Raw genomic sequence first — 21,436 nt, 5'->3', positions numbered from 1 at the left:
CAATCTGTCTATCCCCGACATCCCCCCTAGGAGCAAGCCCTACGGGGGACTACAATCCCCTCCCCCGCGCCTTGGCTGATCCACCCTCGCATGTCGACCTGTTCCGTACACCCGCTGCCCTATAAGGCCAACCCCGCCGAGTACTTTGCGGCGATTCGCCATGCCCCCGGCGCGGTGCTGCTCGACAGTGGTCGACCGGCGGCCGAACGCGGTCGTTATGACCTGCTCAGCGCCTGGCCTGAGGCGACTCTAGCGGTGGATCCTGACGAAAGCGGCAGTCACTTCCTACAGCGGTTACGGAAAAACCTTTCACAGCTGGGTGAGGCGAGATTGCCCGACGGCTACGAGTTGCCGTTTGCCGGCGGCTTGATCGGCTACCTGAGCTACGACTTTGGCCGACACTTGGAACAGCTGCCCGATCTGGCCGTGGATGATTTGCACCTGCCGGATGCGCGTTTCGGGCTATATGCCTGGGCACTGATCAGTGATCACTCGGCGCAGACCAGCCAACTGGTATTTCACCCGGCGCTGGCCGATAGCGAACGGCAGCGGCTGATCACCTTGTTCAGCGGTGACGTTGCCGCCGCCCCTGCACGCTTCACATTGCAGGGCCCCATGGCAGCGGATCTCAGCGTCGCGGCTTACCGCCTGGCCATTGAACGCATCCAGGACTACATCCAGGCCGGCGACTGCTATCAGGTCAACTTCGCCCAGCGTTTTCGCGCACCGTGCAGCGGTGATCCCTGGGTCGCCTATTGCGCCTTGCGCGAAGCCTGCCCGACGCCCTTCTCCGGGTTCCAGAGCCTGCCGAATAACGGCGCGGTAGTGAGCCTGTCACCCGAGCGTTTCGTGCGTATCAGTGAACGCCAGGTCGAAACCCGCCCAATCAAAGGCACCCGCCCCCGCGGAGCCACGCCTGAAGAAGACGCTGCCCACGCCACCGAACTGCTGGCCAGCCCCAAGGATCGCGCCGAAAACCTGATGATCGTCGACCTGCTGCGCAATGACCTCGGCCGCACCTGCCGCACCGGCTCGGTGAGCGTGCCGGAGTTGTTCAGCCTGGAAAGCTACCCCAACGTGCACCACCTGGTGAGCAGCGTGATCGGCGAATTGGCCGACGACAAAGACGCCCTCGACCTGATCGCCGGCAGCTTCCCCGGCGGCTCCATCACCGGCGCGCCGAAGATCCGCGCCATGCAGATCATCGACGAACTGGAACCGACCCGACGCGGTTTGTACTGCGGTTCGCTGGTGTACCTGGACGTGCGCGGCGAGATGGACAGCTCCATTGCCATCCGCAGTTTGCTGGTCAAGGACGGCCAGGTGTGCTGCTGGGGCGGCGGTGGGATCGTGGCGGATTCCGAGTGGGAGGCGGAGTATCAGGAGTCGCTGACGAAGGTGCGGGTTTTGTTACACACTTTGGAAAGCCTGTAGTACACAGCTGCTTCCTGGATCACATGAAGCGACTGCCTATTCGTCAGGAATTATTTCCGAGATTGCATCTCCACGCCACCACCTCCAATATCTCCCAAAACGGGAGGACCACTTATCCCACGCCACAAGCACTGAAGGCAGAGCTCAGGACAGCGAGCATCCTCAAAGGCAGCAGGGTTGTATTCAACGTCGGCGGCAACAAGTATCGAGTGATCATGGCGATCGATTATCAGCGACAACTTGGGTTCATCCGTTTCGTGGGGACCCATGCGCAGTACGACCAGATCAATGCGGAGACCGTGTAATGAACATCAAACCCATACATTCCCAGGAAGACCTGACGGCTGCGCTCGCACGGGTGGAGCAGCTCTGGGGGGCGCAGATCGGCTCGCCAGAGGGTGACGAGCTGGAGATTCTTGCCGTACTCATTGAAAAGTACGAAGCGGAACATTTTCCAATGCCACCTTCTGATCCGGTGGAAGCCATTCGGTTTCGCATGGAGCAGCTCGGCATGACGGCTCGCGACCTGGAGCCATTCATCGGCACCAGCGGACGGGTGTCAGAGGTGTTGAACCATAAGCGCAAGCTCAGCCTGTCGATGATCAAGCGGCTGCATGAAGGCTTGAGCATTCCTTACGAGCGGTTGCTGGCAGAGGGATAAGCGATGGCGGGGCCGGGCCTATCGGGGCAAGCCCCCTCCCAGATTTGAAATGTATTCACAGATCAAAGTGTGGGAGGAGGCTTGCCCCCGATAGGGCCATCAGCATCACAAAATGACTTACAGGCTCAACTGCCGATTCGACGCCTTGATGAACTCTTTCTTCAGATCCTCAAACGTGTGCACCGCCGGAAACTGCGGGAACTCACGGATCACATTTTCCGGCGCATGGAACAGGATCCCACGGTCCGCTTCACCCAGCATGGTGGTGTCGTTGTAGGAATCGCCGGCGGCGATCACGCGGTAGTAGAGCGTCTTGAACGCCAGCACCGACTGGCGCTTGGGGTCTTTCTGGCGCAGTTGGTAGCTCACCACGCGGTCGGTTTCATCGGTGATCAGGCGGTGGCACAGCAGAGTCGGGAAACCCAGTTGGCGCATCAGCGGCTGGGAGAATTCGTAGAAGGTGTCGGACAAAATCACCACCTGGAAACGCTCGCGCAGCCAGTTGACGAATTCGATGGCGCCGTCCAGTGGCTTGAGCGTGGCGATCACGGCCTGGATGTCGGCGAGCTTGAGGCCATGTTCGTCGAGGATACGCAGACGTTGCTGCATCAGCACGTCGTAGTCGGGAATGTCCCGGGTGGTGGCCCGCAGCGATTCAATACCGGTTTTTTCGGCGAAGGCGATCCAGATTTCCGGAACCAGCACCCCTTCCAGGTCAAGACAGGCAATTTCCACAAGACACTCCTATTGGATGTTATTGGTTGAGCGAGCAAAAGGACTGCCGAACTCTAGCGATTCAAGCTCCCCGCCGCAACGCAGAGCGGATTTTGATACCATCGCTCCCCTATAGAGCGCTCAGCGCCACTGACCTGTAGGAACCGTCCTGATGAACCAAGCCTTCGATGTCGCTGAACTCGCCGCGACTTACGCCAACAAATCCGCCCAGGATATTCTCAAACTGGCGTTCAGCCAGTTCGGCGATGACCTGTGGATCTCCTTCAGCGGTGCCGAGGACGTGGTGCTGGTGGACATGGCCTGGAAGCTGAACAAGAACGTCAAGGTGTTCAGCCTCGACACCGGCCGCCTGCACCCGGAGACCTACCGGTTTATCGAGCAGGTGCGTGACTTCTACAAGATCGATATCGAACTGATCTCGCCGGACCAGAGCAAGCTGGAACCCTTCGTCAAGGAAAAGGGCCTGTTCAGCTTCTATAAGGACGGCCATGGCGAATGCTGTGGCGTGCGCAAGATCGAGCCGCTCCGCCGCAAGCTGTCCGGCGTGAAGGCCTGGGCCACCGGCCAACGCCGTGACCAGAGCCCAGGCACGCGCAGCCAGGTGGCGGCGCTGGAGATCGATACCGCCTTCTCCACCCCGGAACGCACCCTGTACAAGTTCAACCCGCTGGCGCAGATGAGCAGCGAGGAGATCTGGGGGTACATCCGCATGCTGGAATTGCCTTACAACAGCCTGCATGAGCGCGGGTTTATCAGCATCGGCTGCGAGCCGTGCACCCGGCCTGTGCTGCCGAACCAGCATGAGCGAGAGGGTCGTTGGTGGTGGGAAGAGGCCACGCAGAAGGAATGCGGGCTGCATGCGGGGAATATCATCAGCAAGGCCTAAGGGCTGACGCAGTTGGAAAATGTGGGAGGGGGCTTGCCCCCGATGGCTGAGTGTCATGCACTGCATCAGTGACTGACACACCGCTATCGGGGGCAAGCCCCCTCCCACATTTTGTTTTGGGTGGAGTGTTAGAGATGTACACACACATGTAACCATCGGTGCCATTTATGTGTGCAATCTGCCTTTACCCGCACCATAACGTAACACTCTCCCCAGCTTATCGGTTGCCCCGGTGAATCCACCGCTCGCAACCAAAAAATAAATAGCTGTTCAAACGGTCAATTTATATCTCTTTGAATTCAGCTATTTATTTAACCATCCTATAAAAACGAAATTACCCACGATTTTCATAGATCGGAAACTGGCACGTATGTGGCTTAAGGTGAAATGCGCTTTGTATACAATAAATACAAAACCTACATACACTTTGCCATCTGCGGACTTCCAGCAGATGTGCTGGAGCCTGCCGGAATGCGTACAAGCCTCTCGAACAATATCGCACTGGATCTGCCCTCCTCTGCCCTGAACCCAGACGCCGCAAGCCCCGGCCCCTTGGTGCTCAGCCCACGCCTGCATAACAAAGACCTCGCGCCAACCAAGGTCGAAGGCCGACGCTGGGGGCGCTACAGCATCTTTGCGCTGTGGACCAACGACGTGCACAACATCGCCAACTATTCGTTCGCGATAGGCCTATATGCGTTGGGCCTGGGCGGTTGGCAGATCCTGTTATCCCTGGGGATCGGTGCGGCGCTGGTGTACTTTTTCATGAACCTTTCGGGGTATATGGGGCAGAAGACCGGCGTTCCGTTCCCGGTAATCAGCCGCATCAGTTTCGGCATTCACGGCGCGCAGATTCCCGCGTTGATCCGGGCAGTGATTGCGATTGCCTGGTTTGGTATCCAGACCTACCTGGCCTCGGTGGTTTTCCGCGTGCTGCTGACGGCGATTCATCCAGGGTTTGCTGACTATGACCACAACTCGATCCTCGGCCTGTCATCCCTTGGCTGGGCGTGTTTTGTGGCCATCTGGTTCGTGCAACTGGTGATCCTGGCCTACGGCATGGAGATGGTGCGGCGTTATGAAGGCTTCGCCGGACCGGTGATTTTGCTGACGGTGGCCGCGCTGGCCGGCTGGATGTACTTCCAGGCCGGCGGCAACATTGCCTGGTCGATCCGCGAGCCGCTGAGCGGTGGCGAAATGTGGCGCAATATCTTTGCCGGTGGCGCATTGTGGCTGTCGATCTACGGCACGCTGATCCTCAACTTCTGCGACTTCGCCCGTTCCTCGCCCTGCCGCAGGACGATCCAGATCGGCAACTTCTGGGGCCTACCGGTGAACATCCTGGTGTTCGCCGCGATCACCGTGCTGTTGTGCGGCGGGCAGTTCCAACTCAACGGCCGGGTGATCGAAAGCCCGACCGAAATCATCGCGGCCATCCCCAATACCTTCTTCCTCGTGCTGGGCTGCCTGGCGTTCCTGATCGTCACCGTGGCGGTAAACATCATGGCCAACTTCGTTGCGCCCGCCTTTGTGCTGAGCAACCTGGCGCCCAAGTACCTGAACTTCCGTCGTGCCGGCCTGATCAGCGCCACTGTGGCGGTGTTGATCCTGCCGTGGAACCTCTACAACAGCCCGCTGGTGATCGTGTACTTCCTCTCCGGCCTGGGCGCGCTGCTGGGGCCGTTGTACGGGGTGATCATGGTCGACTACTGGCTGATCCGTAAAAGCCAGGTGGACGTACCGCAGTTGTACAGCGAAGACCCGAAAGGCGTTTATTACTACAGCCGAGGGGTCAATTTACGCGCGGTGGCAGCGTTTGTTCCTGCCGCCGTGATCGCCATTCTGCTGGCGCTGCTGCCAGGGTTTGCCAGCGTCTCGCCGTTTTCCTGGTTGTTTGGCGCCGGTATTGCAGGGCTGCTGTACCTGCTGATCGCCAAGCGCCAGCCGTTCTACGCCGATGTCAGCGGCGAAAGTATTGCAGTCGATAACGTCAGTCATTAAAACAAGGACATTCCATGCGCATCCTCGTGGTCAACGTCAACACCACCGAATCCATTACCGACACCATCGCCCAGCAAGCGCGGGGCGTGGCGTCACCGGGCACCGAGATTGTCGGGCTCACGCCTTTCTTCGGCGCCGAATCGGTGGAAGGCAACTTTGAAAGCTACCTGGCCGCGATTGCCGTGATGGACCGGGTCATGGCCTACGACCAGCCGTTCGATGCAGTGATCCAGGCCGGCTACGGCGAACACGGCCGCGAAGGCCTGCAGGAATTGTTGAACGTACCGGTGGTGGACATCACCGAAGCCGCCGCCAGCACGGCGATGTTCCTGGGCCATGCCTATTCGGTGGTGACCACCCTGGACCGCACCGTGCCGCTGATTGAAGACCGCCTGAAACTCGCCGGTCTGTACCAACGCTGCGCCTCGGTGCGGGCCAGTGGCATGGCGGTCCTGGAGCTGGAAGAAAACCCATTGGCCGCCATGGAAGCCATCGTGCGCCAGGCGGAACTGGCCATTCGCGAGGACAAAGCGGAGGTGATCTGCCTGGGCTGCGGTGGCATGGCGGGATTGGATGAGCAGATCAGACAACGCACCGGAGTGCCGGTGGTGGATGGGGTGACGGCGGCGGTGACCATTGCCGAGTCGCTGGTGCGGTTGGGGTTGTCGACGTCGAAGGTCAGGACTTACGCGACGCCACGGCCGAAGAGGGTCATTGGTTGGCCCGGCATGTTCGGCCGCTGAAGGTCCAAAATGTGGAATCGTCCCACATTAGATCGCGCTGAATTGTTGTGCCAAACCCTGCTCGGCAAACCGCTCAATGATGAAATCCACAAACGCCCGGGTTTTACCGGGCAGTAACTTGTGCTCGGCGTAGTAAATGGAAATATTGCCGTCGTCGACATACCAGTCCGGCAACACCCGCACCACCGCGCCGCTGTCGAGGAACGGCACGGCCATGGGCATGCTCACCAGCGCAACGCCCAGACCCTGGGCGCTGGCACAGCAGGCGGCTTCGGAGTCGCTCATGGTCATGCCGGGCTTGAGTACCAGCGGGCGGTGTTCACGCTCGCGGCTGGTCAATTGCCAGGAGCGTACGCGGCCGGTCTGCGGCGAGCGGATGAGGATGCCATCGCAGTGCGCCAGGTCCTCGGGCGCCACTACCGGCGGGCGCTGCGCCAGGTAAGCAGCAGACGCCACCAGTACCCGATGCGCCGGGGTCAACCTGCGCGCCACCACGCCCTGGGGCAGCTCAAAACCACCGCCAATTGCAGCATCGAAGCCTTGGCCGATCAGATCGACCTGGCGGTTATCAAAATGCCAGTCCGGACTGATATCCGGAAAGCGGCGCATAAACTCCCCCAGCAGCGGCACCACATAACGATTGCCGAACACCGTGCCCATGCTGACTTTGAGCGTGCCCACCGGCCGCCCTTCGGCACTGGCCAGGTTGGCCACGGCGTTCTGGATGGTGGTGAGGCTGCCGCTGACCTCTTCGAGGAACAGCTTGCCCGCTTCGGTCAGCGTAAGGCGCCGGGTACTGCGCTGGAACAGCCGCACACCGAGGCGCGCTTCCAGCTTGGCGACACTTTTACCGACCGCTGCCGGAGTCAGGCTAAGGTGCCGCGCCGCTTCGGCAAAGCTGCCGCCTTCGGCGCTGCGCACGAAGCATTCGATACTGCCAAAGCTCTCCATCTGCACCCACTCTAAACTTTTGGTTTACACAGACTATAGCAATCACGGTCTACCGGTAGGGTTGGGTGAGGTCGATACTCGACTCCAACAACAAGGCATACCGCCTTGAACAGCCAGGAGATCGACATGACCACACTCAACCTCAGCGGTAAAGTCGCCTTGATTCAAGGCGGTTCCCGCGGCATCGGCGCCGCCATCGTCAAGCGCCTTGCCGCACAAGGTGCAACCGTCGCCTTTACCTACGTCAGCTCGGCGGCCAAGGCCGAAGAACTGCAAAACAGCGTGATCAGTGCCGGCGGCAAAGCCCTGGCGATCCACGCTGACAGCGCAGACGCGACAGCGATTCGCAATGCAGTCAACGCCACCGTCGAAGCCTTTGGACGCCTGGATATTCTGGTGAACAACGCGGGCGTACTGGCCATCGCACCGCTGGAAGACTTCAAGCTGGAAGACTTCGACCAGACCCTGGCAATCAACGTGCGCAGCGTGTTTATCGCTACCCAGGAAGCGGCAAAACATATGGGTGAAGGTGGCCGCGTGATCAACATCGGCAGCACCAATGCCGAGCGCATGCCATTTGGCGGTGGCGGGCCGTATGCGATGAGCAAGGCGGCGCTGGTGGGGTTGACCAAGGGTCTGGCGCGGGACCTGGGGCCGCGGGGCATCACCATCAATAATGTGCAACCTGGGCCGGTGGACACGGATATGAACCCGGCGAACAGCGATTTTGCCGAGAGCCTGATGGCGCTGATGGCGGTGGGGCGTTACGGGCATGTGGAAGAGATCGCCAGTTTCGTGGCGTACCTGGCCGGGCCGGAAGCGGGGTATATCACCGGTGCCAGCCTGACCATTGATGGCGGGTTCAGCGCCTGATAGTTCGGGAGCAATGAAATCAAATGTGGGAGGGGCTCCGTCCCACATTTTCTGCCCTGCGGTGAATCAGGACATCGGTGGCAAACCATAAGCCGCCAGGTCAAAGTCCGCCAGCTTGCGGATGATCTGGTCGGCGTGGTGGTACTTGCTGTCAGCCATGGCTTCATCGGGCACGGCGATGGCGGTCATATGAGCGGCCTTCGCAGCGGTGACGCCGAACGGTGAATCTTCAAACACCAGGCAATCCTGCGGCGCCACACCCAGGCGGCGGGCGGCGGTGAGGAAAATATCCGGCGCAGGTTTCGCGGCGCCCACTTCGGGGTCGTCGGCGGTGACGATGGTGCCGAACAGGCTGAACCACTCGCGGTGCAACGTGGTTTTGTGGCCAAACGAATTGCGCGACGAACTGGTGCCCACGGCAATCGGAATATTGTGCGCCTTCAAATGCCGCACCAATGCCTCGGCACCGGGCATGCCCAGAGCCCTGGGAAAACGCTCACTCATCAACGGTTCGCGAATTTCCAGAAACTCGGCCGGCGTAATCGGCAAGTCCAGGGCCTTGACCACGTACTCCGCCAAGTCCTGCGCCCCGCGACCAATAATGTGCTGTTTGATCCCCCAGTCATAGGTACGGCCATAACGCTCGGCGATGATCTGCGTGACTTCGGTGTAGATGCCTTCAGTGTCCAGCAACAACCCGTCCATATCGAAAATCACAGCCTTGATCGGGGCAACGGTACGCGGTGGATTCATCACAACAGATCCTTGGGGCGAAGGACTAAAAGGATTCAGCACAATAACGGCCCCACTTACCTGCGGGCAACCCTTTAGACTATGCCCTCCCCCTTTTGAAGCACACACAATGCTCTACCGCCTAGCTGCCGACAGCCTCGTGCTGTTCCACCTTTGCTTCATCCTGTTCGTCTTGTTCGGCGGGCTGCTGGCCCTAAAGTGGCGGCCGGTTATCTGGCTGCACCTGCCCGCCGCCGCGTGGGGCGTGGCCGTCGAGGTTTTCCACCTGCCCTGCCCACTGACGCGCTGGGAAAACCTGCTTCGCCATCTCGCCGGTCAAGACGGCTATGGCGGCGGGTTTATCGAACACTACATTGTTGCGCTCATCTACCCAGCGGGGCTGACCCCGCAGATTCAACTGGTGCTGGGTGCCCTGGTGCTGTTGATCAACATCGCGGTGTATACGCAGCTGATTCGGCGTTACGTACAGGCTTGAGACAGCCGCAGAGGTGAAGAATCAGACTCCCTCAGTCCGTTCATAGCCGCCACCATGTCCGAAGCCTTCGAAGTCCCCAGCCCCCACGAAAAACACATCGAACACACCACTGAACATGCCCACGCACGTGGGGACAATTTCGCCAGCCGCATCGCCGTCATGACCGCGCTGATGGCCACCCTCGGCGCCATGCTCAGCTACCAGGCCGGCTCCACCGAAAGCGAAGCGGCGATGGACAAAAACAACGCGGCCATCTTCAAGACCGAAGCCGCCAACCAGTGGAACTACTACCAGGCCAAATCCAGCCGTCAGAACCTGGCGGAACTGGCCACCCATATTCCGGGCGTGGACGCCGCGCATTACAAGGATGAAATCGAACGCTACAAAAGCCAGAAGGAAGACGTGCGCCAGCAGGCAGAAAAGCTTGAGGCCACCTCGCGGGAATGGGATGAAAAATCAGAGCAGGCTTTGCACCAGCACCACCGCTGGGCCCAGGCGATGACCGCGATTCAGATCGCGATTTCGTTGGCGGCGATTACGTTGCTCACACGCAAGGAGTGGTTGAAGCGCATGGCGTATACGGCGGCGGGCGTGGCAGTGGTGTTAGGCAGCCTGGCCGGGCTGCATCTTTGATATTTTCATTTGGGCCCGTCACCTCAATCGCTATATAGTAAATATCATAGCGCTATCAAGGAGAGACCGGTGTCCGCATGTGCTACGCCCAGGCCATTCATCGCGGCGGCGACCTGGGAAATTTCGAGCACTACCCCAATGCCGGGTTGTGGATTCTGGAGATCCAGATCGCGCACCCGAGCAGACCTTACGGCGCTTTCTACGAAGACTTACTCGCTTAACTGCCGAAGATTTAACCAGGGCGAGCGACGTATCATGGGTCCACCTTTCGAGGAAGTGCCCATGAACCTCAGCATTGTTTACGCGCTGGCGGCAGCCGCCCTGTTCGGCGCCAGTACCCCGCTTGCCAAAAATCTCGGCCTGGGTTTTTCACCGGTATTGCTCGCCGGCCTGCTCTACCTCGGCAGCGGCATCGGACTCGCCGGCGTACGCCTTGTCCGTGACCGCGGCTGGAAATCCTCCGGCCTCACCCCCACCGAATGGCCATGGCTGCTCGGCGCCATCGCCTTCGGCGGCATCCTTGGCCCCGTGGCCCTGATGTTCGGCCTCACCCGCACCACCGGCGCGACCGCGTCCCTGATGCTCAACCTCGAATCGGTGTTGACCGCCGTGATCGCCTGGCTGGTATTCAGAGAAAACGCCGACCGCCGAATCGTGCTTGGGATGATCGCAATTGTGTTGGGCGGCGTTGCGCTGTCATGGCCCGAAGGCGGTGGCAGCAGCCATGACTGGACAGGCCCCCTGGCAGTCGCGCTCGCCTGCTTGTGCTGGGGCATCGACAACAACCTGACGCGCAAAGTGTCGGCATCCGACGCGTTGTTTATCGCGAGTACCAAGGGGTTGATCGCAGGTGTAGTAAATGCGGCAGTGGCGCTGTATCTCGGCGCGCAGATCCCCGGAGCGGCACAACTCGCGCCGATCTTGCTGGTTGGATTTCTGGGGTATGGCATCAGCCTGGTCATGTTTGTACTGGCATTGCGTGGACTGGGCAGTGCACGTACCGGGGCATACTTCTCGACCGCACCGTTCCTGGGTGCCGCGATTGCAATGCTGGTGTTGGGGGAATCGGTGACGACGGCGTTCTGGATCGCCTCAGCGCTGATGGCCGTGGGCGTGTGGCTGCACCTGACGGAGCGGCACGCGCATGAACATCAGCATGAGGCGACGGAACACGGGCATCGGCATGTGCATGATGAACATCATCAGCATGAGCATGGGTTTGAGTGGGATCCGGATGTGCCCCACAGCCATGTGCATGTGCACAGCCCGGTGAAGCATAGTCATGCGCATTTTCCGGATGTGCATCATCGGCATAGGCATTAGAAGCGGGGTCACCACAGGATGAATCAAGGCGGCTCAATGGGCCGCCCTTCGTTATGCAATACAGGCCCGGCTTATGCGTGGCGCCCCGTATAACCCTTGCGCTCATACTCCCATCCCCTGCACGCCAAACCCACGTGCTTAGGAATCAACGCAGCACCACTGCTATAAGCCGTGATAGTCCTGCGAGAGAAACCCAACTCCACAGCCGCTGCGGAAAGGGACAAATTGTTACTCAGCATCCACGCTCTGAAATCCTGCGTCAGCATGACCTCGCCAGATTGCTCCAACGCCAAACGGTGAAGCGTGACGGATGACAGTTCAAGGTCATCACCCCATGTCACATCAAAGCCCCACTCACCCACCTCGACTTGGCCGAATCGAGCCAGATCCAGAAGCGGCTTGAGAACGGGAGAAGTATTTATATGATCAATGAGATCAACCGTGTGTCGCTTGCCATTACTCCACTCGATCTCTAAGGCATGCTTGCCGGCAACTGGTTGCACAGCAGAGATGCGAAGCTTGCTGGTCATAAGTCAGTTCCTCCGGTTTTGTTCATCCCATACGCGCTTAAGATCAGCGACATGGGCTTTTGCCCAAAGCAGGGCGGCTTTCAATGCCTTGGCCTCAGCGCCCGAACCGAGCACCACCAGCCCTTCTATTTGAACCAACGACTCACCATTTGGCGTCTGCACATGAAAATGCGGCGGCGCATGGTCGTCGGGATAGATTTTATTTTCCAGTTTCGTTCACTGTGAAGGGTAGCCATGAGGGCAGATGCTAGAGAAAAATTTTCCCTAGCACACCAGCGGTTTCACATGCTGGATACCAAACCCTTCAGGCTTCTATGCCAGCGAAACCAGAAGCGATGCTGCCGTACTCAGTGAAATTGCACCGCTCTGCACGGACAGGACGACAGGGCAATCCAGACGCCAAGCCTTTTCAATCCCCAGAAATCACAAAACCCCTGGTTTCTTTCGAAACCAGGGGTTTTGTTTACATCGAATTTGGCGGTGAAGGAGAGATTCGAACTCTCGATACAATTTCTTGTATACACACTTTCCAGGCGTGCTCCTTAAGCCACTCGGACACTTCACCGTATCTCGTCAAACAAGTTCAGTCTGTCGAGGCGCGCTAATGTAGTCGAAAGCCTTTCTGATGGCAAAGGTTTTTTTGAGAATTTTCATGCGGTTAGGCAGTTATGCAGGAATGGTCCCGGTACAGGGCGGTGATTGTGCCAATCTCGGGCAGGGTTTTGATGGTCTAGGCTGGGTGCTGTGCCCTGTTGCAGGCCATTTGCGACCGAGGATGCGGGAAAAGGCTGACTGGCCAGTCAGTCACGGCGCTTTACCGGGGCGGGCGTGGTGGGTAACGTCTGCTGCATTCTTCTATAACAAGTCCTACAAGGAACCGCGTCATGAGTGAGTTGATTGCCTACCACCTCGAAGACGGTATTGCGACCCTGACCCTGAGCAACGGCAAGGTGAATGCCATTTCTCCGGATGTGGTCAGTGCGTTTAATACGGCGCTGGATCAGGCCGAGAAAGATCGGGCAGTGGTGGTGATCACCGGGACGCCGGGGATTTTGTCGGGTGGTTATGATTTGAAGGTGATGACGGCAGGCCCTAAAGAGGCCATCGGCCTGGTGACGTCGGGCTCGACGTTGGCGCGCCGCCTGTTGTCGCACCCCTTCCCGGTGATTGTGGCGTGCCCAGGGCATGCGGTGGCCAAGGGCGCGTTCCTGTTGCTGTCGGCGGATTACCGGATTGGTGTGGAGGGCCCTTTCAGCATCGGCCTGAATGAAGTGGCGATCGGCATGACCATGCACCACGCCGGGATCGAGCTGGCGCGTGATCGCCTGCGCAAATCGGCGTTCCACCGCTCGGTGATCAATGCCGAGATGTTTGACCCGCAGGGCGCGTTGCAGGCCGGTTTCCTCGATAAGGTGGTGGCGCCTGAAGAGTTGCACGCGGCCGCACTGGAAGCGGCGCGCCAGTTGAAGAAGATCAATATGAACGCCCACAAGCACACTAAGCTGAAGGTGCGTAAGGCTCTGCTTGAAGCCTTGGACGATGCGATTATTCAGGATCAGGGGCACAACCTGAGCTAAATCCCACACCTGCTGTGCCAGAGCCCGACCTTGTGTCGGGCTTTTTCTTACACGTAAATCCGAAACGCCCTCAACCGCTCTAGCCAGCCAGTGTTGGCACATATTGAAACATGCACTTAAACATCGCCTATCTCCGACCTCTACCCGGCTAATTGCCGAAGACAGTGCACATCCGTACACTGCGCCACCTTTTGTCCCGATAGGCCGTGTCGATGCTTTTCCTGCTGCGTATGTTGTTGATGGGCCTGCACTTTATGGTGGCGGGCGTGCTGGGGGTGCTGCTGGGTATCTGCCGGCCGTTCAACCCGGACAACAGTCGCCTGTGCGCGCGTTTATATGCACTGCCCGCAATGCGCATCTTGGGGCTGAACGTGAAGGCCGATGTCGACTCGTTGCGCAACAAGCCCGGCACCTGTGTGGTGATCGCCAACCACCAGTCCAACTATGATCTGTTCGTGGTCGGCAATGTAGTGCCCTACCGCACGGTGTGTATCGCGAAAAAGAGCCTGAAATGGGTGCCGCTGTTCGGCCAGTTGTTCTGGCTGGCGGGCAATGTGTTGATTGATCGCGGCAATGCGCACAAGGCGCGTCGTGCGATGTTGACCACCACCCATACGCTGCAACACAAAGACACGTCGATCTGGGTGTTCCCGGAAGGCACGCGCAATCTGGGCAAGGGCCTGCTGCCCTTCAAGAAAGGCGCGTTTCATATGGCGATTGCGGCGGGCGTACCCATCGTGCAGGTGTGCGTCAGCAATTATGTTGTCCATATGAAGCTCAATCGCTGGAACAGTGGTGATGTGCTCATACGTTCGTTGCCGCCAGTTCCTACAGCCGGGCTGACGGTGGATGACGTCCCGGCGTTGATGCAGGCGTGTCAGGCGCAGATGGATGAATGTATTGCGCAGATGGATCGCGAAGTGCAATCCGCCTGAACACCGTTGAGGCGCGCTTCGCACCCCAGCACGAGCCAGCTCGCTCGCCACACAAAGCGCACCGCAACGGCGGCTACAACGGAACGTCATTCAGGCTAAGCTGCCCAACATCTGTCCTCCTAACAAGAAGTGATCAGCACCATGGGTAGAGTTGTTGCGGCCGCCGTCTACAGCGCCGGTAAGAAAGTCACTGATATCACCCTTGATGAAGGCGCCGCCTGGGCCGCCAAGCCCGGGCACTTTGTGTGGATCGGCCTGGAAGAGCCCGACGCCCAGGAGCTGGCCAACCTGCAACGCCAGTTCAACCTGCATGAACTGGCCATCGAAGACGCGCTGGAAAAACACAGCCGCCCCAAGCTCGAAACCTTCGGCGATGCGCTGTTTATCGTCACCTACTCACCGGTGCGCGAGAACGGCAAGCTGGAGTTTATCGAGACCCATATCTTTGCCGGCAATGGCTACATCATTACCGCACGCAATGGGCATTCGGCGTCCTACGGCTTTGTGCGCCAACGCTGTGAGGCACGGCCACTGTTGTTGGAGCACGGGGAAGATTTCGTACTGTATGCGTTGCTGGATTTCGTCACCGAAAACTACCAGCCGGTCAGCGAGGCGATCCACGCCGAGATCGATGAACTGGAGCGCAACGTGCTGTGCAGCTCATTGAGCGAGCGCGATATCCAGAAGATCCATGGCCTGCGCCGCGATGTGCTGCGGCTCAAGCGCCATGTGGCGCCGATGGTGGAGATCAGCCAGGAGTTGCAGAAGCTGAGTTTCCCGTTTATCGACAAGAACATGCGCCCGTACTTCCGTGATGTGCAGATCCACGTGACCCGGCAGATGGAAGACCTCACCACCCTGCGCGACATCGCCAGCCAGACCATCGAGATCGGTGTATTGCTGGAGGCGTCGCGCCAGAGCGTGGTACAGCGCAAGTTCGCTGCATGGGCGGCGATCCTGGCATTCCCCACCGCGGTGGCAGGGATTTATGGGATGAACTTCCAGAACATGCCCGAGCTGCAATGGCACTACGGCTATTTTGCGGTACTCGGGTTTATCGCGGTGGGGTGCACCAGCCTGTGGGCCAGTTTCAAACGCTCGGGCTGGCTTTAGGCTTTGTGCGCGACAAAGCGCATCATCCATTCCGCCACGGTGGCGCCGTGGTGGTCGCGCTCCAAGCTGGCGACGCCGTTCGTGTAGACCGTTTCACCCAGGGTTGTCTGAAGAATCTCCAGCAGTTCGCGGGAATAATCGTGGATAAACTCCGGGTGGCCCTGGAAGCACAGCACCTGGTCGCCGATGTGGTAAGCGGCGAACGGGCAAAAATCGCTGGAAGCGATCACCGTGGCATTGTCCGGCAAGGTGGTGACCTGATCCTGATGACTGATCAGCAGCGTCAACTCGGGCACCTCAGGGCTCATCCACGGGGCCTTGGCGTCGAGTTTGTAGTCGTGGATGCCCATGCCCCAGCCTTTGCTGGCACGCTCAGTCTTGCCGCCCAGCAGCAATGCCAACAACTGGTGGCCGAAGCAGATGCCGAGTAATTTGTCGCCACGTTCATAGCGCTTCAGCAGGTAGGTCCTGAGGGTCTGGATCCAAGGGTCGGTGCCGAAGGAGTCGGCCTTGCTGCCCGTCACGAGGTAGGCGTCAAACACCTCGTCGTCTGACGGGTATTCGCCCTGCACCACGTTGTAGACCACAAATTCGGCGGCAATCGGCTGCTTGGAGAACAGGCGCTTGAACATCTGCCCGTAACCTTGGTACTGATCGATCAAACCTGGACGCAGGATATCGGTTTCCAGGATGCAGACGCGTAGCGACATAAAAAATACCTGACACGGCGATGGGAATATTGAACACCCAGAGCCTGCCTTGAAACACCCCTTCAAGGCAAGCCCCTCCCTTGATCACCGAAACACTTCACCCCTCGCCGCTTTCTCCAGCAACAACACCGGCGGCGCAAACCGCTCACCGTACTGTTCAGCCAAGTAGCGCGCCCTGGCAATGAAATCATTCAAACCGTACTGATTGATAAACTGCAACGCGCCGCCGCTCCACGCCGCGAAACCAATCCCAAAGATAGAACCGACGTTGGCATCAGCCGTGGACATCAACACGCCCTCCTCCACGCAGCGCACGGTTTCGATGGCCTGGATAAACAGCAATCGGTCGCGCACATCCTGCGCTGAAATCCGCTGGCCGGGCCGTTCAAAGCGGTGTTTCAACTCAGGCCACAAGTACTTCTGCCCTCCTGCGGGGTATTCGTAAAAACCGCCTCCCGCCGCCTTGCCTGTGCGCTTGTACTCATTCACCAACAGATCGATGACCGCCGTTGCCGGATGCCCGGGCACCGACTTACCTTCGACTTGCAGATCCTTCGCCGCCTGCTGTCGGATATGGCTCATCAGGCTGAGGGACACTTCATCGGAAACCGCCAGCGGCCCCACCGGCATACCGGCCTTGCGCGCCTCGGTCTCGATCATCGGCGCAGCCACACCTTCACCCAGCATGGCGATGCCCTCGTTGGTGAACGTGCCAAACACCCGCGACGTGAAAAAGCCACGACTGTCGTTGACCACAATCGGAGTCTTCTTGATTTGCATGACGAAATCGAACCCTCGGGCCAGGGTTTCGTCCGAGGTCTGCGCGCCCTTGATGATTTCTACCAGGGGCATCTTGTCCACCGGGCTGAAGAAATGCAGGCCGATAAATTTGCCTTGATCCGGCACGGCCTTGGCCAGGCCGCTGATGGGCAAGGTGGAGGTATTGGAGGCGATTACCGCATCGGCGCCGACCACGCTCTGGGCGGCGGCTGACACCTTGGCCTTGAGTTCGCGGTCTTCAAAGACGGCCTCGATGATCAGGTCGCAGCCTGCCAAATCAGCATCCGAATCCGTAGGATAAATCCGCGCCAACGTGGTTTCCCGCTGCTCGGCGGTCAATTGCCCACGGCCAACCTTCTTGTCCAGCAACGCGGCCGAGTGAGCCTTGCCCTTCTCAGCGGCAGCAAGGTGGATGTCCTTGAGCACCACCTCGATCCCTGCGCAGGCGCTGACATAGGCGATTCCCGCCCCCATCATCCCGGCGCCCAGCACACCCACTTTGCGAGTCACATAAGGTGCAAAGCCCTGGGGCCGCGAGCGGCCGGCGTTGATGTCATTGAGCTGGAACCAGAAGGTGCCGATCATGTTTTTCGCCACTTGCCCGGTGACCAGCTCGGTGAAGTAACGGGTTTCGATCAGGTGTGCGGTGTCGAAGTCCACCTGGGCGCCTTCAACGGCGGCACAGAGGATTTTCTCCGGGGCCGGGAAACAGCCGTTGGTTTTACTGCGCAGGATCGACGGCGCAATCGCCAGCATCTGCGCGACTTTTGGGTTCGAGGGTGTGCCGCCGGGAATCTGGTACGCCTTATTGTCCCAGGGTTGTTTAGCCTCTGGATTGCCGAGAATCCAGGCGCGGGACTTGGTCAGCAGCTCATCGCGGCCCACCGCCAACTCGTTGATCAACCCGGCCAGCAGCGCCTGTTGCGGCCGTACTTTTTTACCTTCCAGCAAATACGGCAGGGCTTTTTCCAATCCCAGCATGCGCACCATACGCACCACGCCACCGCCGCCCGGCAGCAAGCCCAGGGTGACTTCCGGCAAGCCAAGCTGCACCGATGTGTCGTCCAGCGCGACGCGGTAATGACACGCCAGGCAAATCTCCCAGCCGCCGCCCAGGGCTGCACCATTGATTGCAGCCACCACCGGCTTGCCGAGGGTTTCCAGGCGGCGCAGTTGTGCTTTGAGCAGCTGCACGTTGTCGTAGAAATCCTTGGCGTGGGCCTTGTCGACCTTGATCAGTTCATTGAGGTCACCGCCGGCGAAAAAGGTCTTCTTGGCCGAGGTGATAATTACACCGGCAATGTGGTCCTTTTCCGACTCCAGGCGCAGGACCGTGGCGGCCATGGCCTCGCGGTAAACACTGTTCATGGTGTTGGCGCTCTGGCCTGGCATGTCGAGGGTCAGCACCACGATCCGGTCCTGGCCTTTTTCGTAACGAATGGCATCGGTCATCAGAAATTCCTTAGGCTCAGAGGCGTTCGATAATCGTGGCGATGCCCATGCCACCGCCAACACACAGGGTGGCCAGGCCGTAGCGCTGCTGGCGCACTTCAAGCTCGTCGAGCAAGGTGCCAAGGATCGCGCAGCCCGTTGCCCCCAACGGATGGCCCATGGCGATGGAACCGCCGTTGACGTTGACCCGTGCAGCATCAATGCCCATGTCCTTGATGAACTTGAGCACCACTGAGGCAAAGGCTTCGTTGACCTCGAACAGATCGATGTCTTCCACGCGCAAACCGGCCTTGGCCAGGGCTTTTCGGGTGGCTGGCGCGGGGCCGGTGAGCATGATGGTGGGGTCGGTGCTGGTGACCGCCGTGGCGACAATGCGCGCCCGGGGTTGCAGGCCCAACTCGCGGCCCTTCGCTTCGGAGCCGATCAACATCAGTGCGGCGCCATCGACAATGCCGGAGCTGTTACCTGGAGTATGTACGTGGTTGATGCGCTCTACCTGGCTGTAGACCCGCAGTGCAGTGGCGTCGAAGCCCATCTGCCCCATCATCTCGAAGCTGGGCTTGAGCTTGCCCAGACCTTCAAGCGTCGAGTCGCCACGGATAAATTCGTCATGGCCCAGCAGCACAATCCCATTCTGGTCCTGCACTGCAATCAGCGACTTGCTGAAGGAACCGTCGGCACTGGCCCTGGCCGCTTTCTGCTGGGACTGTAGGGCAAAGGTATCGACGTCTTCGCGACTGAATCCCTCCAAGGTGGCGATCAGGTCCGCGCCGATGCCTTGGGGCGTGAAGTGACTGTGCAGATTGGTCTGCGGGTCCAGCACCCAGGCACCGCCATCACTGCCCATGGGCACGCGGGACATGGACTCCACACCGCCGACCACGACCAGATCCTCAAAGCCGGAGCGCACTTTCATCGCGCCCAGGTTGACTACTTCCAGGCCCGAGGCGCAGAAACGGTTGACCTGTACGCCCGCGACGCTGACGGCCCAGTCCGCCACCAGAGCGGCCGTCTTGGCGATGTCCGCGCCTTGGTCGCCCACCGGGGTCACGCAGCCGAGCACGATGTCATCGACTTGCTGGGTATCGAGGTCGCTGCGTTGCGCCAACGCCGTGAGCAAACCCGCCACCAGGTTTACCGGCTTGACGCTGTGCAGGGCGCCGTCGGCCTTGCCCTTGCCTCGGGGCGTGCGGATCGCATCAAAGATCAAAGCTTGGGTCATGACATCCTCGAACCATTGCGCAGTAGTGCCCTTACCTTAGGCCCGATTGACACGGTTTCAATGACGGATGCGCTCATTGCTTTTGACCCCCACGCTCGGACGAACGGTAGGTCCCTAAGCGCCGAAGCCGATTAATCGTTTTAGCTGTCTAGCCAAGGCATTGGCGCCAAGATGGCGTTCTGCCTCATGCGCTTTTAAGCAGAAATACTGATTAGCTGATATGAAATGGATCTAAGCCGCGAAGAACGAGGGCTCTAAGGTTCAATCAGTAAGAGGTTGCTGCCGGGTTTTGCTGGAGCAGCTGTAAGAAAAGTGACACGTCAAAGCGCCATACTGAAATAAAACGGCACGTATTTGACGCTCAGGAATAACAACAAAAGGCAGTCAGCCATGTTCAAGCACTCGAAAGTACGTCAGGCGGGACTTATTCTTTTCGCCACCACACTGATTCTGATCTTGCCCAACTTGACCAAGGTCATTGGGTAAGTTCCTTATCCTCCGCATTTTTTGCATCAGGATTGCAGCTTTTGGCAGCACCTGCCGGGACTTCGTGCATAGCGACCCCGTTGCAGGGGCTGCCTTTTTACGGGCGTTTTTCCGGTATCGTGAGCCCTATCGCCACTTAACACGGGGCCTCTGTCTTGAAACCGATCATCGCACTCCTGGCCTTGCTGCTCGCCCTCCCCGCTGCTGCGGCGCAATTGACCATCGAGTTGGACCACAGCCGCAAGACCTGGCAGACCGCCGACTTGCTCAAACACCCGGATGCGCAGATGGTGCAAATCATCGATGACGTGTCCTACAAACGCAGCATGACCTATCGTGCAGTGCCGCTGGCGGTGCTCCTACCAGGCCTTACACCGCAGAGCCATCTGCAAGCGGTTGCCCTGGATGGCTTCGCTGCCGAACTCAGCGCCGCACCGCTGCTGGAACAGCACGGCGCCCGCGCCTGGCTTGCGGTGGAAGACCCCGCCCAACCGTGGCCCGCCCTGGGCGAAGGCAAACACAGCGCCGGGCCGTTTTACCTGGTGTGGACCGACCCGCAAGCCGGGCCTATCAGCCCTGAGCAGTGGCCGTTCCAAGTCTCGGCGATCAAACAATTAAAGACCGTGGCGGAGCGGTTTCCGGCGCTGTTGCCCGACCCGAAACTGGCAGCGAATGATCCCATCAACCAGGGCTTTGCACTGTTCCAGAAAAACTGCCTGGCCTGTCACCGCCTCAATAGCGCGGGCGATGCGCAGGTGGGTCCGGATCTGAATATTCCCTACAGCCCTACGGAATATTTCAGCGCAGATTTCCTCAAGCTCTATATCCGTGACCCACAGAGCTTGAGGCATTGGCCACAGGCGAAGATGCCAGCTTTCGCTGCCAGCGTGTTGCCTGACAGCGAGCTGGATTTATTGGTGGGCTATTTGAAGCATATGGCGAGCCGTAAGCAGCCGTGAAGCAAGTGAACTGGCTGGTTAGGTTGATGGTGAGCGAGCTTCTGTGGTGAGCGGGCTTGCCCCGCGCTGGGCTGCGAAGCAGCCCCAATAAAAGCAGAATGCGGTGTGCCAGACATTAGGCGGCGGATGGTTTTGGGGCTGCTTCGCACCCCAGCGCGGGGCAAGCCCGCTCACCACAGAAGCCTGCTCACCACAGAAACCGCT

Annotated in this window: 22 protein-coding genes, 1 tRNA gene and 1 pseudogene; 15 read left to right on the top strand and 9 right to left on the bottom strand. The window is 59.3% G+C overall.

Annotated features, from left to right (window positions below; all coding sequences use genetic code 11):
* Nucleotides 1-90: 90 nt before the first annotated feature.
* From pabB to NDJ82_RS21485, 3 genes are read left to right on the top strand one after another with little or no spacing between them, the layout of a single operon-like run.
* Nucleotides 91-1,434 carry an aminodeoxychorismate synthase component I gene (pabB, locus tag NDJ82_RS21495; RefSeq protein ID WP_250926256.1) on the top strand — a complete coding sequence of 448 codons (1,344 nt, stop codon included), beginning with the start codon at nucleotides 91-93 and terminating at the stop codon, nucleotides 1,432-1,434.
* Between the two features lie 23 nt (nucleotides 1,435-1,457).
* Nucleotides 1,458-1,739, top strand: a complete 282-nt coding sequence (locus tag NDJ82_RS21490; RefSeq protein ID WP_250926255.1) for a type II toxin-antitoxin system HigB family toxin — start codon at nucleotides 1,458-1,460, stop codon at nucleotides 1,737-1,739.
* Nucleotides 1,739-2,095 (top strand): helix-turn-helix domain-containing protein, encoded by a 357-nt coding sequence (locus NDJ82_RS21485; protein WP_099582721.1) that lies wholly within the window; start codon nucleotides 1,739-1,741, stop codon nucleotides 2,093-2,095. The genes NDJ82_RS21490 and NDJ82_RS21485 overlap by 1 nt, the downstream gene beginning before the upstream one ends.
* A gap of 117 nt (nucleotides 2,096-2,212) precedes the next feature.
* On the opposite strand, the gene thrH is transcribed toward NDJ82_RS21485, so the two are convergent.
* Complete coding sequence (thrH, locus tag NDJ82_RS21480) at nucleotides 2,213-2,830, bottom strand: bifunctional phosphoserine phosphatase/homoserine phosphotransferase ThrH (protein ID WP_099582722.1); 618 nt, start codon at nucleotides 2,828-2,830, stop codon at nucleotides 2,213-2,215.
* A 151-nt stretch (nucleotides 2,831-2,981) separates the two neighbouring features.
* On the opposite strand from thrH, the gene NDJ82_RS21475 reads away from it, so the two are divergent.
* The 3 genes from NDJ82_RS21475 (at nucleotide 2,982) to NDJ82_RS21465 (ending at nucleotide 6,460) form a co-directional block, all read left to right on the top strand.
* Nucleotides 2,982-3,716 (top strand): phosphoadenylyl-sulfate reductase, encoded by a 735-nt coding sequence (locus NDJ82_RS21475; RefSeq protein WP_099582723.1) that lies wholly within the window; start codon nucleotides 2,982-2,984, stop codon nucleotides 3,714-3,716.
* Nucleotides 3,717-4,187: 471 nt separating this feature from the next.
* Entirely contained in the window at nucleotides 4,188-5,717 is a 1,530-nt protein-coding gene (locus NDJ82_RS21470; protein ID WP_099582724.1) for an NCS1 family nucleobase:cation symporter-1, read from the top strand.
* A 14-nt stretch (nucleotides 5,718-5,731) separates the two neighbouring features.
* Complete coding sequence (locus NDJ82_RS21465; RefSeq protein WP_158877472.1) at nucleotides 5,732-6,460, top strand: aspartate/glutamate racemase family protein; 729 nt, start codon at nucleotides 5,732-5,734, stop codon at nucleotides 6,458-6,460.
* A 27-nt stretch (nucleotides 6,461-6,487) separates the two neighbouring features.
* On the opposite strand, the gene NDJ82_RS21460 is transcribed toward NDJ82_RS21465, so the two are convergent.
* Nucleotides 6,488-7,411 carry a LysR family transcriptional regulator gene (locus tag NDJ82_RS21460; protein ID WP_191947640.1) on the bottom strand — a complete coding sequence of 308 codons (924 nt, stop codon included), beginning with the start codon at nucleotides 7,409-7,411 and terminating at the stop codon, nucleotides 6,488-6,490.
* Between the two features lie 126 nt (nucleotides 7,412-7,537).
* Here NDJ82_RS21460 and NDJ82_RS21455 point away from each other — a divergent pair, with 126 nt between their 5' ends.
* Entirely contained in the window at nucleotides 7,538-8,284 is a 747-nt protein-coding gene (locus NDJ82_RS21455; protein ID WP_099582727.1) for a 3-oxoacyl-ACP reductase family protein, read from the top strand.
* A 66-nt stretch (nucleotides 8,285-8,350) separates the two neighbouring features.
* On the opposite strand, the gene NDJ82_RS21450 is transcribed toward NDJ82_RS21455, so the two are convergent.
* The gene (locus tag NDJ82_RS21450; RefSeq protein WP_112196465.1) at nucleotides 8,351-9,037 is read right to left on the bottom strand and encodes an HAD-IA family hydrolase; all 687 of its coding nucleotides are present in this window, start codon (nucleotides 9,035-9,037) and stop codon (nucleotides 8,351-8,353) included.
* 109 nt (nucleotides 9,038-9,146) lie between these two features.
* Here NDJ82_RS21450 and NDJ82_RS21445 point away from each other — a divergent pair, with 109 nt between their 5' ends.
* The 4 genes and pseudogenes from NDJ82_RS21445 (at nucleotide 9,147) to NDJ82_RS21430 (ending at nucleotide 11,468) form a co-directional block, all read left to right on the top strand.
* Nucleotides 9,147-9,512 carry a DUF2784 domain-containing protein gene (locus NDJ82_RS21445; protein WP_122305996.1) on the top strand — a complete coding sequence of 122 codons (366 nt, stop codon included), beginning with the start codon at nucleotides 9,147-9,149 and terminating at the stop codon, nucleotides 9,510-9,512.
* A 54-nt stretch (nucleotides 9,513-9,566) separates the two neighbouring features.
* Complete coding sequence (locus NDJ82_RS21440; RefSeq protein WP_099582730.1) at nucleotides 9,567-10,145, top strand: DUF4337 domain-containing protein; 579 nt, start codon at nucleotides 9,567-9,569, stop codon at nucleotides 10,143-10,145.
* A gap of 83 nt (nucleotides 10,146-10,228) precedes the next feature.
* Nucleotides 10,229-10,366: pseudogene (locus tag NDJ82_RS21435) on the top strand (M24 family metallopeptidase); the annotation flags it as partial.
* 61 nt (nucleotides 10,367-10,427) lie between these two features.
* Nucleotides 10,428-11,468, top strand: a complete 1,041-nt coding sequence (locus NDJ82_RS21430; RefSeq protein WP_250926254.1) for a DMT family transporter — start codon at nucleotides 10,428-10,430, stop codon at nucleotides 11,466-11,468.
* Between the two features lie 71 nt (nucleotides 11,469-11,539).
* Here NDJ82_RS21430 and NDJ82_RS21425 read toward each other — a convergent pair whose 3' ends face one another.
* The 3 genes from NDJ82_RS21425 to NDJ82_RS21420 all read right to left on the bottom strand — a co-directional run bounded on the left by NDJ82_RS21425 (nucleotide 11,540) and on the right by NDJ82_RS21420 (nucleotide 12,563).
* The gene (locus tag NDJ82_RS21425; RefSeq protein ID WP_250926253.1) at nucleotides 11,540-11,998 is read right to left on the bottom strand and encodes a DUF2442 domain-containing protein; all 459 of its coding nucleotides are present in this window, start codon (nucleotides 11,996-11,998) and stop codon (nucleotides 11,540-11,542) included.
* 3 nt (nucleotides 11,999-12,001) lie between these two features.
* A complete protein-coding gene (locus tag NDJ82_RS27555) occupies nucleotides 12,002-12,196 on the bottom strand; it encodes a DUF4160 domain-containing protein (RefSeq protein ID WP_352230448.1) in 195 nt (64 codons plus the stop codon).
* Between the two features lie 277 nt (nucleotides 12,197-12,473).
* Nucleotides 12,474-12,563, bottom strand: a tRNA-Ser gene (locus NDJ82_RS21420).
* A 319-nt stretch (nucleotides 12,564-12,882) separates the two neighbouring features.
* On the opposite strand from NDJ82_RS21420, the gene NDJ82_RS21415 reads away from it, so the two are divergent.
* The 3 genes from NDJ82_RS21415 to NDJ82_RS21405 all read left to right on the top strand — a co-directional run bounded on the left by NDJ82_RS21415 (nucleotide 12,883) and on the right by NDJ82_RS21405 (nucleotide 15,623).
* The gene (locus NDJ82_RS21415; RefSeq protein ID WP_032887461.1) at nucleotides 12,883-13,575 is read left to right on the top strand and encodes a crotonase/enoyl-CoA hydratase family protein; all 693 of its coding nucleotides are present in this window, start codon (nucleotides 12,883-12,885) and stop codon (nucleotides 13,573-13,575) included.
* Between the two features lie 212 nt (nucleotides 13,576-13,787).
* Nucleotides 13,788-14,510 (top strand): 1-acylglycerol-3-phosphate O-acyltransferase, encoded by a 723-nt coding sequence (locus NDJ82_RS21410; protein ID WP_250926279.1) that lies wholly within the window; start codon nucleotides 13,788-13,790, stop codon nucleotides 14,508-14,510.
* Between the two features lie 141 nt (nucleotides 14,511-14,651).
* The gene (locus NDJ82_RS21405) at nucleotides 14,652-15,623 is read left to right on the top strand and encodes a magnesium and cobalt transport protein CorA (protein WP_099582735.1); all 972 of its coding nucleotides are present in this window, start codon (nucleotides 14,652-14,654) and stop codon (nucleotides 15,621-15,623) included.
* Here the strand turns inward: NDJ82_RS21405 and NDJ82_RS21400 are convergent.
* The 3 genes from NDJ82_RS21400 to NDJ82_RS21390 form a co-directional block, all read right to left on the bottom strand.
* The gene (locus tag NDJ82_RS21400) at nucleotides 15,620-16,333 is read right to left on the bottom strand and encodes an amidotransferase (RefSeq protein WP_250926252.1); all 714 of its coding nucleotides are present in this window, start codon (nucleotides 16,331-16,333) and stop codon (nucleotides 15,620-15,622) included. The genes NDJ82_RS21405 and NDJ82_RS21400 overlap by 4 nt on opposite strands.
* An 84-nt stretch (nucleotides 16,334-16,417) precedes the next feature.
* Complete coding sequence (locus tag NDJ82_RS21395; protein WP_250926251.1) at nucleotides 16,418-18,565, bottom strand: 3-hydroxyacyl-CoA dehydrogenase NAD-binding domain-containing protein; 2,148 nt, start codon at nucleotides 18,563-18,565, stop codon at nucleotides 16,418-16,420.
* A gap of 16 nt (nucleotides 18,566-18,581) precedes the next feature.
* Nucleotides 18,582-19,787 (bottom strand): acetyl-CoA C-acetyltransferase, encoded by a 1,206-nt coding sequence (locus tag NDJ82_RS21390; RefSeq protein WP_250926250.1) that lies wholly within the window; start codon nucleotides 19,785-19,787, stop codon nucleotides 18,582-18,584.
* Between the two features lie 641 nt (nucleotides 19,788-20,428).
* Here NDJ82_RS21390 and NDJ82_RS21385 point away from each other — a divergent pair.
* Nucleotides 20,429-21,232 (top strand): c-type cytochrome, encoded by an 804-nt coding sequence (locus NDJ82_RS21385; protein WP_250926249.1) that lies wholly within the window; start codon nucleotides 20,429-20,431, stop codon nucleotides 21,230-21,232.
* The last annotated feature ends 204 nt before the right edge of the window (nucleotides 21,233-21,436 follow it).

Source organism: Pseudomonas sp. SR18 (genome assembly GCF_023701505.1).
GTDB lineage: Bacteria > Pseudomonadota > Gammaproteobacteria > Pseudomonadales > Pseudomonadaceae > Aquipseudomonas > Aquipseudomonas cyclaminis.
The sequence above is the reverse complement of the archived record's forward strand: the minus strand, read 5'-3'. Positions and strand labels throughout refer to the sequence as shown.